Origin of the sequence: Rhodococcus sp. 05-2255-1e (assembly GCF_002259025.1) — a bacterium.
Lineage (GTDB): Bacteria > Actinomycetota > Actinomycetes > Mycobacteriales > Mycobacteriaceae > Rhodococcoides > Rhodococcoides fascians.
This window is the reverse complement of the sequence record NZ_NOZE01000038.1, coordinates 1-10,382: the sequence shown is the minus strand read 5'-3', so window position 1 is coordinate 10,382 and position 10,382 is coordinate 1. Positions and strand designations below refer to the sequence as shown.

The 10,382-nt window shown below is 65.0% G+C and carries 14 protein-coding genes; 6 read left to right on the top strand and 8 right to left on the bottom strand.

Translation table 11 applies throughout. From position 1 onward, the window contains the following. Positions 1–33 precede the first annotated feature (33 nt). Together ligD and CH262_RS23205 are read left to right on the top strand one after the other, a co-directional pair. Positions 34–960, top strand: a complete 927-nt coding sequence (ligD, locus tag CH262_RS23210; RefSeq protein WP_306436798.1) for a non-homologous end-joining DNA ligase — start codon at positions 34–36, stop codon at positions 958–960. An 88-nt stretch (positions 961–1,048) separates the two neighbouring features. After that, the gene (locus CH262_RS23205; RefSeq protein WP_094718530.1) at positions 1,049–1,417 is read left to right on the top strand and encodes a histone-like nucleoid-structuring protein Lsr2; all 369 of its coding nucleotides are present in this window, start codon (positions 1,049–1,051) and stop codon (positions 1,415–1,417) included. Between the two features lie 149 nt (positions 1,418–1,566). On the opposite strand, the gene CH262_RS23200 is transcribed toward CH262_RS23205, so the two are convergent. Next, positions 1,567–3,270 carry a ParB/RepB/Spo0J family partition protein gene (locus CH262_RS23200; RefSeq protein WP_094718529.1) on the bottom strand — a complete coding sequence of 568 codons (1,704 nt, stop codon included), beginning with the start codon at positions 3,268–3,270 and terminating at the stop codon, positions 1,567–1,569. Positions 3,271–3,367: 97 nt separating this feature from the next. Further along, positions 3,368–3,655 carry a hypothetical protein gene (locus CH262_RS23195; protein ID WP_094718528.1) on the bottom strand — a complete coding sequence of 96 codons (288 nt, stop codon included), beginning with the start codon at positions 3,653–3,655 and terminating at the stop codon, positions 3,368–3,370. A gap of 692 nt (positions 3,656–4,347) precedes the next feature. On the opposite strand from CH262_RS23195, the gene CH262_RS23190 reads away from it, so the two are divergent. Next, the gene (locus CH262_RS23190; RefSeq protein WP_218829324.1) at positions 4,348–4,737 is read left to right on the top strand and encodes a hypothetical protein; all 390 of its coding nucleotides are present in this window, start codon (positions 4,348–4,350) and stop codon (positions 4,735–4,737) included. Between the two features lie 9 nt (positions 4,738–4,746). Here CH262_RS23190 and CH262_RS27840 read toward each other — a convergent pair whose 3' ends face one another. The 6 genes from CH262_RS27840 to CH262_RS23170 form a co-directional block, all read right to left on the bottom strand. After that, entirely contained in the window at positions 4,747–4,911 is a 165-nt protein-coding gene (locus CH262_RS27840; protein WP_179275089.1) for a hypothetical protein, read from the bottom strand. Positions 4,912–5,171: 260 nt separating this feature from the next. Continuing rightward, positions 5,172–5,336 carry a hypothetical protein gene (locus CH262_RS27835; protein WP_155288773.1) on the bottom strand — a complete coding sequence of 55 codons (165 nt, stop codon included), beginning with the start codon at positions 5,334–5,336 and terminating at the stop codon, positions 5,172–5,174. Continuing rightward, positions 5,333–5,662: a hypothetical protein gene (locus CH262_RS23185; RefSeq protein ID WP_094718527.1), complete on the bottom strand. Its 330-nt coding sequence runs from the start codon at positions 5,660–5,662 to the stop codon at positions 5,333–5,335. Before CH262_RS23185 ends, CH262_RS27835 begins: the two co-directional genes overlap by 4 nt. A gap of 69 nt (positions 5,663–5,731) precedes the next feature. Then, positions 5,732–6,031, bottom strand: a complete 300-nt coding sequence (locus CH262_RS23180) for a hypothetical protein (RefSeq protein WP_094718526.1) — start codon at positions 6,029–6,031, stop codon at positions 5,732–5,734. Between the two features lie 54 nt (positions 6,032–6,085). Next, complete coding sequence (locus CH262_RS23175; protein ID WP_094718525.1) at positions 6,086–6,322, bottom strand: hypothetical protein; 237 nt, start codon at positions 6,320–6,322, stop codon at positions 6,086–6,088. A 372-nt stretch (positions 6,323–6,694) separates the two neighbouring features. Further along, positions 6,695–7,621, bottom strand: a complete 927-nt coding sequence (locus tag CH262_RS23170) for an ArdC-like ssDNA-binding domain-containing protein (RefSeq protein WP_094718532.1) — start codon at positions 7,619–7,621, stop codon at positions 6,695–6,697. 471 nt (positions 7,622–8,092) lie between these two features. Between CH262_RS23170 and CH262_RS23165 the strand changes: the two genes are divergently transcribed. The 3 genes from CH262_RS23165 to CH262_RS23155 all read left to right on the top strand — a co-directional run. Beyond that, the gene (locus tag CH262_RS23165; RefSeq protein ID WP_094718524.1) at positions 8,093–8,689 is read left to right on the top strand and encodes a hypothetical protein; all 597 of its coding nucleotides are present in this window, start codon (positions 8,093–8,095) and stop codon (positions 8,687–8,689) included. 514 nt (positions 8,690–9,203) lie between these two features. After that, positions 9,204–9,791 (top strand): hypothetical protein, encoded by a 588-nt coding sequence (locus CH262_RS23160; protein WP_143547160.1) that lies wholly within the window; start codon positions 9,204–9,206, stop codon positions 9,789–9,791. A gap of 9 nt (positions 9,792–9,800) precedes the next feature. Further along, positions 9,801–10,382, top strand: a 582-nt coding sequence (locus CH262_RS23155; protein ID WP_143547159.1) for a hypothetical protein, incomplete at its 3' end; no start/stop codon positions are given.

The window sequence follows — 10,382 nt, the reverse complement described above, 5'->3', positions numbered from 1 at the left end:
AATGAAGAAGAATCGTTGCTCTGACCAGGAACCCTGGGCTCACACCGGTTCCTGGCAGCCGATCGAACCCGCGCGGACTCCAGTGGCCAACGCGGGGTCAGCGTTGTCGACGGCGCATCGCGGGTGAAGCTGTTCTCGCGCAACGGAAACGACATCTCTGCCTCGTTCCCGGACGTGGCGGCGGCGTTGGCGGAGACGACGGCGGGTCGATCGGTGACCCTGGACGGCGAGTTGGTGGCACTGCATTCGGCCGGTCGGCCCGATTTCGGGCTGCTGCAACGCCGAATGCATGTCGCGCGCCCGCCGGCGGCGTTGTTGCGGTCGACCCCGGTGACGTATTTCGTGTTCGATGTCCTCGACGTCGACGGCGAATCGGTCCGGACGCTGCCCTACATACAGCGGCGCGCGCTGCTCGAGGGCCTCGGCGTGGCCGACGGGCGTCGGGTACAGGTGCCGCCGACCATGACGGGAATCGACGGCGAGACGTTGATGGGCATTGCCGCCGACAACGGCATCGAGGGGGTTGTCGCGAAGAAAGCCGAGTCGGTGTACCGATCAGGGATCCGGTCGCCGTCGTGGATCAAGGTACCGATCCGGAACACACGCGAAGGCGTGATCTGCGGATGGGTTCCGACGGGCGGCCGAGCCGGCGGGACACTGGCGGCGCTGCTTCTCGGAGCGTACGACGAGGCGGGCGAGTTGGTCTACATCGGCCGTGTGGGAACGGGTTTCACCGATCGGATGCGCCGTGATCTGCGGAGCACACTCGATGAGCGCACTCGTCCGGACAGTGCGCTGCACGGTCCGGTTCCGCGCGCCGACGCAGTCGGGGTGTCGTGGGTGGCACCGGAATTGGTGGCGACTGTGGAATATCGCGAACAATCGGCAACGGGGCGTTTACGGCATCCCGCATTCAAAGGAATCCGATCCGATATCGCTCCCCGTGATGTCGTGACATGAAAGGGTGCAGCTCATCGCCACATTCTTGGTTACGCTGGCCGTTACCCGAGTTTGTGACAAATGTGTGTGATCGAAAGGTTTTCCGGCTGTGGCCAAGCGAGTGACAACCCAATTGGTGGACGATATCGACGGGTCGGTCATCGACGACGATTCCGGCGAGACCATCGAATTCGCGGTCAACGGCGTCGAGTACGTGATCGACCTGAAAGCGAAGAACGCCACCGAGTTTCACAGGAAGCTCGATTACTACATCGAGCATTCGACGCGGGTCGGTGGCCGCAAGCGTAAGCCCTCCCCCGCCGGCGCGACGACGCCCGCGAAGACCGGGACACCGGCCACGCGTGACCCGGCGCAGACACGCGCGATTCGGCAGTGGGCCGCCGACGAGGGCTACGAGATCAGCGATCGCGGCCGCATCCCGGCCGCTATCGAAGAGGCGTTCAACGCCGCTCACTGACCTTTCGTGAGCCGCCTGCCGTCGTGAGCAGTGCGGCGGTTTGGCGTCGAGCGGGGGAGCTCGAGGGCGGCGGCAGCCCCCTCGACCCGGGCCGGGACCAGGGCAACCGGTGGCGGGCACCGTCGAGGTACCCGCCACCGGTCCCGGTCCTACTCCGTGGACGCGGTGAGCGCGTCGTACGCCTGCTCAGGGGTGAGCATTCCGGCTGCGGCCTGCTCGACCACCGTCAGCACGTGGCCGTGCTGGTCGAGAAAGCCAAGGTAGTTGTCCTGGTTACCCCAGGCCGTGCGCCGCCACGAGTCGTTGCCCTTGCCGCTCACTCGTGCCTCGTAGGCGGCGAGGATCTGCGCGAGCAGGATCACCTGCGCGCGGGTCTCGCTGGCCTTGTCGATCGTGGCGGCGAGCGCTCGACGCGCGGCCTTGTCCGCGACACCGGGGTACCCGGCGCTGGGGCTCGTGTCGACAGGCACGGTGACACCGAGCAACTCCGTGAGATATTGCGCCGCTTTGTTCTCGGTCAGCAGTCCCGGCTCGTCGACGAGTGTTTCGGTGATCCACTTCCCTGCCCCCTTCGGCAGGGTCTTGCGGGTCAGGAACTTCGCCAGCCATTCCTTGCGGACGATCGTCGCGGCAGCGCTGGCCTTGTTCAATGCGACGGTGCGCCGCCGAGCGGCCTTCTCGGCTTCCTTGGCCGCGAGCGCTGCCTGCGCTGCCTTCTTCTCGCGTGCCTTCCTCTCGGCTGCGGCCTGGTCGTCGGCCTCGTCGGGTTCGCTCGACGCTGCGGCCAGGATCGGCCCCAGTTTCACACCGGCCGCGTCGGGGTCGACGGTGAAGTACTCCGGCACCCACACCTGGGCGACAGTGACGTCCTTGTGGTGGTGGTAGCCCTCGGTGGCGAGGGCTTTCGGGGCTCCTTCGGTCGCCCAGTCGATCGACTCGGACTCGATCACCTCGCCGGTGGCGGTGAGGGTGATCTGCTCGTTCGGGGTCAGCCACACCGCCCAGTGCGCGGCTGCGCCGTCGATGACGGCGTCGGTGATCTGGTCTCCGTCTGCGGTCACCAAGTCCTCAGCGGCGATGTAGGGGCTGTCGTAGTCGGGTTCCTCCTCGAGGACGGTCAGACCTTTCTCGGCATACGGGGTACCGGCTTCGGCGCGGGCCTTGCGTTCGGCGCGGTCCGCGATCAGCTCCTGCGCGACGGAGCGGAACCGTGATCCGGCGTCGAGCAGTTCCTCGACAGCCTCGTCGTCGCCGTCTTCATCGAACACCGCGACCACTGCCGCCTGCTCGAGGTCGAGCTGTCCGGCGTCGAGCGCCTCGCGAGCGGTCTGCGACCGACCCGCTGTTCCTGCGGCTTTGGCGGTCTCCCGATTGTCGTACTGCATCGTCTTGGCGATCTTGGTGGCCGACAGACCGAGCTCGAACATCTCGGTCACGGCTTTCGCGCGTTGACCGTCGGTGAGGGCGATACGGCGATCGTTGGTGGTCACCTGCTGGGTGAGGCGTTCGATTTCGCGGTCCTTGGCCTTGCTCGCAGTCGGCTGGATCAGTACCGGCACACTGTCGACCCCGGCTTCGAGAGCGGCGAGGGTGCGGACCTGGCCGTCGATGACCACGACTTGGTCGCCGTCACGGCGCGCCAGGATCGGCAGGAGCACACCGTGTTCGGTGATGGAGGCGACGACGGCGCGGAACTCGTCCGAGTCGGTGTCGACCTCGTCGCGGACGTTGGGGCCGACTTCGAGGGCGTTGGGGTGCAGGCGGGCGAACTCCTCGCCCGCCCCCACGACCGGCGTGGTGCCGGTCGTGGGGGCTTCGGTTGCGGCGGTGGTGGTTTCGATGCTTGCGGTCATGGTGGTGTCTCTCCCTGGTAGATTCTTCGGTTGGAGACACCGGGCAGATAGGCGCTGTCCGGTGTTTTCTTTTTCCGGGCCTGTACGGGCCTGGGGGTTACTGCTGGGCGGTGGCTACCTGGTGGTGGCCTGTCTGGCGTGCGGCGTGGATTTCGGCCTCACTGGCTCCGTGTTCGCGGGCGGTGCACGCCCAGAACGCGGCCCGCTCGAGGTGCGCATCGACGGTGGTCGAATTTGCATCCGCTGCGGCCCGGTTGACCTGCTCGGTGTAGGCGGTGACCTGCGCGAGTGCATGGGTCTTGACCTGCTCCGGTACCTGACCGATCGCGGCCATGATCGCGGTGTGCAGTCCCACCGTCCTCGGTCCTGTGATGGTGTCGTGCATGTCGCTACTTCCCTTCTCAACTGGTGGCCTGGCCTTTTGCCCTGCCACGTTTTTTCGCCGTTTCTGGCGTGAGGAGAGAAACCAGCGCACGGGAACGACGGGGCAACCCCTCGGCCGGACAGTTTTCGTGGGAGCGCAGCGACTGCTCTACGAAAAGTGTTCGGAGCCTTGGCCGTAGCGAAGCGGAGCGAGGGGTTGAGTCGGCGGGCACGGGTGATGGATGCTCGCCGGTAGCCAGAACCGGAGTGAAAAAACGTCTCTTCCCTCTTTTGAGTGCGGAGCGCAGCGGAGTTCAATTCGGTGGACACCGCAGGTGGCCGGCACCGCCGGCAGGCGGAATGCACGACTACCGGTCGACGCCGGCGGCGTGGCCACCTCCCAGCAGCGGAAATCGGCAGGGTGACTGTGCGGGAGCGACGCAGGCCGGCCACGTTCGGTGTCGCGGTAGCGCGGATCTGTTGAGGGTGCGCCTGCTGCCCTGGGGTGGTTCGGTCGGTTTCCCCGATCGGGTGGGTGGAAGCGGTAGCTGTCGCTTCTATCGGTCGAGTATCGAGGTGGTGTCCTGAATCGGGTTGTGGTGTAACAGTTTCGAGGCTGTTTGGGTCCGTCGATTGGAGGACATCGCGGCAGTGTTGTGTGGGGTGATACTGCGATGGTTCGTTCTACTTTCCTCTCGAGAAAGTTGGTTGACCATGCGTTCTTTCACTTCCCGGGCGTCCGCTGCGGTGCGTCGTTCGGTTGTCGGTGTTGTTCTGTTCGCTGCGTTGGCGATGTCGGCGTTGGCGGTTGCGCCTGCGGCGAATGCGGCGTCGGGTGCTCATGTCGCGGTCGGCGCGAACGCGCGTAGTTGCGTGAGCTTGTCCTCGTGCCTGATGGGTCAAGTGGCCTACGACGGTTCGGGGTCGACGTATCAGGTCTCGGACATGTCGTGCTGGTGGGACGGTGCCTCGTACAACGGTTCTCCGCGCTGGTTCAAGGTCTATGTCCAGCTCACGAGCGGGTATGTGGGCTGGTTGTTCGTGCATTCGTCGTTCGTCGGTAATCAGCCCGGCGTTCCGAAGTGCAGTTCGGGCAGCGTGTGAGCGTTCCGTCTATTCGACTGCGCTGGTGAGTGCGTCAGGCCGGTCCATTACGCCGTTGTTCACGCGGTTGGACCGGCCGGTGCCGTCGTGTAGCTGCGTCAGGGCGAGCGCGCGGGCGGTCATCTCGGCGATTTCGGCGGGTAGTGGTGGTCCGTCGATGGTTCGGATTCGCATGGCCTCAGTGTGGCATCGGGTACCGACAGATTGTGTTGCGCTGCAACGGGTTGAAGGCTGAACCGCACGTGCACGGGCGGCCTGTCTGCGCTGTGGTCGGGGTTGTGGCAGTGCGGAGCGCAGCGGAGTTCGATTCGGTGGACGCCCGTAGGGTGGCCCGATCCTGCTCCCTCACGCTTTCCCGCTCCTGGGCAACGGAGAAGGCCCGCACCCGGTGTGTCGGGGTGCGGGCCTTTCGGTCTGCGGGTTGTGAGCCTGTGTCAGGGCTGTTCGGCTGGTGGGGTGGTCGGGCGCCCTTCGGCGGCGTCGCGGATCCACTGGGGTACCTCGAGGCCGTCGCGTTCGTACAGCGCGACCGATGCCCGTGCTGCGGCCCGCGCGACCTGTGGTCGGGCTGCGGTGGTGCGCTTTTCGGTGGTGGTCATCGTGGGTCCTCCTGCTCGTTCTGGTTGTCAGTGTCCTCGGTTTGTGCCGGTGACGCCAGTGCTCGCCACAATGCCCGGGTTGCGACAGCGCGCAGGACGTCTCGTTCGGTTCGGGTGATGAGCGGCGAGTCGGTCACCGGTGTGTAGATGTCCCAGCCCAGGGCGGCTTCGGCTTCGTTGTCGCTGGTGGTGCGTTCGAGGCACCAGGTGATCCGTTGCCAGGCTTGGGCGCGTTTGTCCGCGATGGTGCGTTGGCGGACTGTCAGGGCGACGCCGACGACGGCGAGGACGCCGACGATCAGGGTGACCCATGCTTGTGCGGGCATCAGGGGCGTTCCTTTCCAGGTGGTGCGAGGTTGGTTTGCCCCGGTGCCGTCAGGCACCGGGGCGGGTGGTCATAGGCGTGAGGTTCCTCGGACGATGTCGCCCTCGATGTAGGTGAATCCGTCTCCTCGGCCGTCACGGAGCGCGAAGTGGTAGTCCGCTTGGACCCAGACGGTATCGAAGTGTCCGGCGTCGGTGAGTGTGCCGAGTAGGTCGCGGTCGGCTCCGTTGGGGAAGAACGCGACTCCGGACGAGCGCGGGTAGTAGCGGTTCAGGGTGTCGATCAGGGATTCGACGCTCCGGCATTCGGCGGCCGCGTCGAGGGCCTTGTCGTAGACGGTCCAGTAGTCGTCGGTGTCGTTGGCGGTCATGACTTTTGCTCCTCGGTCGGGTCGATCGGATGGGGGTGTGGTGAGCGGGCCGGGTCAGTAGTCCTCGTCCCAGTGCTCGCCTGCGTAGGTGGGGTCGAAGTCGGCGGGTGCGTGGGCCGGGTAGCGGCGGCGCAGGTCGTCCTCGAGGTCGAGGCGGTCCTGCCAGTGCTTGTCGCATCTCGGGTGCGCTACTCCGGTTCCGGACAGTGCTTCCCGGTATTCGACGTCGCCGGTGCAGTCGGGTCCGTCCGCGATGCAGGTAGCGGTCTCGGTGTTCGTGGTCTCGGTCATAACTGTTGCTGCCCTTCGGAACTGGTGCCGGGTCGGTCTTGCGTCCTCCCCCACGTTTTTTCGCCGTTTCTGGCGTGAGGAGAGAAGGCAGCGCACGGGGCCGACGGGGCAACCCCTCGGCCGGACAGTTTTCGTGGGAGCGCAGCGAGCACGGGACGAAAAGTGTTCGGAGCCTTCGGTCGTAGCGCAGCGGAGCGAGGGGTTGAGGCGGCGGGCACGGGTGATGAATGCTCGCCGGTAGCCAGAACCGGAGTGAAAAAACGTCTGTGCCCTTTCGAGTGCGGAGCGCAGCGGAGCTCGATTCGGTGGACACCGCAGGTGGCCTGATCCGCCGGCCGGAACATTCCGGCCGGCGAACCCTCCCCCGACTGGCTACGCGGCCTCCCCGGTCCCGGTGTCCTCGGCCTCGTCCGACTCGGCGTCGGCAGGGTCGAGGGCGTCGGCCAGCTCGTGGACTGCGGTCAGTACCGCTTTCGCGGTGGCGGTGACCTGCTCGAGGTCTCCTGCTGCCCATCCGGCGATGTAGCCGACGCTGTAGGCGCTGGTGTCGAGTCCGAGCATCCCGGCCAGGACGTAGGCGACGGATTCGGCTTCGACCTCCATCCGGCCCCGGTGCAGGTCCCTGCGGGCTTCGGGTCCGATGAGGTCGGGTGCGTGCATGAGCGCGTGCGCTGCCTCGTGGATCATCGTTTTCGCGGCCGCTGCGGGTTCTAACGCTGCGTCGACGACGATGCGGTGGGAGCCGTCGGTGGTGGTGTAGCCGTTCGCGCTGCTGGCGATCGCCTCGCGGGTGACGGTCCATCCGCGCCCGGTCATGATCGCGGCGACGCGGTCGTAGATCGCATCCGGATCGGCGCCGGTGAGGAGCTGGGCGATTTCCTCGGGCTGCGGGTGTCCCTCGATCGGGTCGGTTTGGGAGTGGTCGAACACCGACAGAATCGGGAAGGTGGGCACCTTGCGGGTCTCTTCGTCGCCGGTGTCGGGGTCGGTCTCGGTGACGGTGCGGGAGCTGTAGCCGTAGATTCGGATCGCTTTCTCGCCCTTGCGGACCTGCCGTCCGCGCTGTTGCCACGCGCGGAATCCGGCGACCTGCGTTGCCTCTGGTTTCTGACTGAGTATCAACAGGACGTTGTTGAAGCTGTAGGAGTGGAACGAGGCCACGTGGTCGAGGTACGCGCGCCAGGTGTCGGAGCTGGTCAGCTCGGCTACCTTGTCGGTGATCGAGGTGTGCAGCGATGCCGCCAGCTCGCGGCGTGCTTCGGCTTTGTCCGCTGCGCTGGTCTTGGTCCGTGATGCCATGACTGGTGCCTCCTCCGTCGTGACCGGTCCCCCGGCCTGCTCTGCCAATTTCTTGTCGCCGTCATCTGGCGTGAGGAGAGACAGCAGCGCACGGGAACGACGGGGCAACGCCGCGGCCGGAGAGTTTTCGTGGGAGCGCAGCGACTACGGGACGAAAAGTGTTCGGAGCCAGAGGCCGTAGCGCAGCGGAGCGAGGGGTTGAGCCGGCGGGCACGGGTGATGCAGTATCGCCGGGAGCCAGATGTGTGCGACAAGAAATTCGATGTCTTTTCACGGTGCGGAGCGCAGCGGAGTTCGGTTCGGGGGACGCCCGCAGGGTGGCCGGCACCGCAGGCAGGCGGAACACCCGACAGCTCGTCGACACCGGTGGTGTCCACCTTCGACGTCGCAAAACAGCACGGTTGCCGATCTGGCCGAGAGCCGATAACCTCAGTTGAGCTAATACGAGGTTTTCGAGAATGGGTGGCGTAAATGGTGACTCCGGCGGACGTGACGGCGATTCTTCGGGCGCGGATTCGAGCGGGCGACTATGGAGAGCGCGGCCCGATGCCTACGCTCGACGAGTTGAACGAGGAGTTTTTTCCGTCGTCCTCGCGGCCTCAGCCGCATGCCGGTCGCGCGGCTTATGCGCCGTTGATCGCCGAAGGAATGGTAGAGGTCAGAAAGGGCAGGAACGGAGGTCACTTTCTTATTTCTCGATATCCGCGCAGCTCGAGTAGCGCGCTTGCTGCGCTGGCCGCGAAGATCGACGGTGTAGCTGCTGACCTGAAAGCGGTTCGAGATCACGTCCTCTACGTCGTCGAGTTCGAGAATATTCTCGTTGTCGACCGCTTAGCCGCCGAGACCAACAGAAAGTTCGGCGAGAGCCTGCACCCGTCCCGGGGACGTGCGGAGGAGTTTGCGGTGGAGATCCTGGTCCGTCTCGGGATAGAACGTGACGATGCCGTGAAAACGGCTCGTTTGGCAGGGTTTGCTGCTGCGGACATCAATCCTTACGGGGTCCGAATTTACGGCTGCACTCTCGGCGGTGAGCGCGTCGAGGTGATGCCGCCGGACCCGGCTTATTAGGAGTGCCCACCTCCCGCTTGTGGATCACCTGAGGTGATGGTGCGGGAGCGACGGAGACCAGTCACTCTCGTTGTCGCGGTAGCTCGTTGGCCCACTTGTGGTCGTGGACGTTTACCTTAGTACGAGCTACGCATCGGAGTCTTCGAACCTCATCAGCAACATAGCGGGGGGTCGGTCTTTTATGAAAGTTAGCTGACCATAAGTCCGATTGGTCGGTTATCGTGATGTCGTCACCCACGCTTCGTGCCGCTGCCAATTATGCAGCATCGCAAGCACATTCAGGTCCAGCGGGGATCACGCCTGCGTTCGTGACGTGTGTTCATCACTTCGTCGGAAGAAAGTTGGGTTGTTGATGTTCAACAAATCAGTCATGGCTCGTCGTGCGGGCGTCGTTGCTGCAACAGTTGCGGTCGGTGGGTTGCTTCTGGCTCCGTCTGCCAGCGCGGATACACGAACCGGGTGGGTCGGGTCGACCGGCCCAGTCGGGGGGAATCTGCTGCTCCATACATCGACGGTGTCGAACACTCCGCTGTTCGCTGACACACGCGTGTACACCGCGTTCGGGAACACCGTTCCCTCTGCGACGATGGGTGTGCGGTCACGTCTGTTCACCAGCGGTGCGCTGTGTGTCATCAAGCCGTACAAGTTCAACAGCGGACCGGCGTCGAGCCTCAACGACCCCACGACGGGCGACTGCGGACCTGGCTTCTACAACAGCCACGGGTTCGTCAGGGCCTGGAACGGCACGGCCTACCAGGAGTTCGTCACCTTCCCCAGCGACCCTCTCCAGTGGGGTGCGGCCGCCCGCTCCGCCGACGACGGGTCCGATGCTGCGGTGACGGTCAATGACAACGGCCAGACGATCGGCTCCGCAGAAGGAATCACCGACGACGCTCAGCTTCCAGAGCTGGTGTCCGCGTTCGGAACTGACGGCCAACGCGGTTACGTTCGTAGTTCGGACATCGTCGAACCCGATTACACGCTCGAGCAGGCACAGGCGTTGCCCGATAACGGACAAGGCGTATTGGAAGCACCTGCTCGCACGGTCCCGCTCTACGATGACGACGGTGCCACCGTCCTCGGTGAATTCTCGATCGGCTAGGTGGGCGTTATGCCGAAATCGAGGCGTGGACCGCATTTTGTCGGGATGGTCATGGCCGCGGTGTTCGCGGTGGTGGTGGGCATGCTCGCCGCACCGCCGGCCGGTGCTCAACCCGAAGACGACATCAGCGTGGCACCCCAGAAGATGGGGCAATCCGCGCCACTCTACGACTGCCTTGCACCACCGAACCCGATACCGGACCAGTGGACCTGCATCGATGGCGGGCTACCCGCCCCTGCGTTGCCACCGGAGGTTCAGCGCAGCCTTCCACGGGAACTGGCACCGGCTGCCTTCAGTAACTACTGCACGTTCGATGGCACGACCTGCTGGACTGTCGACAGTGACTTCAATGCCCGAGTGCATGCGTCGAACGTGAGGTTCATGCTCAACACCACGCAGGTCGGCTCAGCGGTGGTCGACGTCGAATGGGGCTTGGAGGGGAACGGGACATTCGTCAACAAGTTCCAGATCAGGCCATCGGTGAGGACGACATCGGCGTTCTTCCTGGTGTCGTTGTGGAATGGCGCAGAGGGAGTCGTCGACGCCGGCAGCGAGCTCGACTTCAAGATCTACAGCAACCAGAGTTCGGTT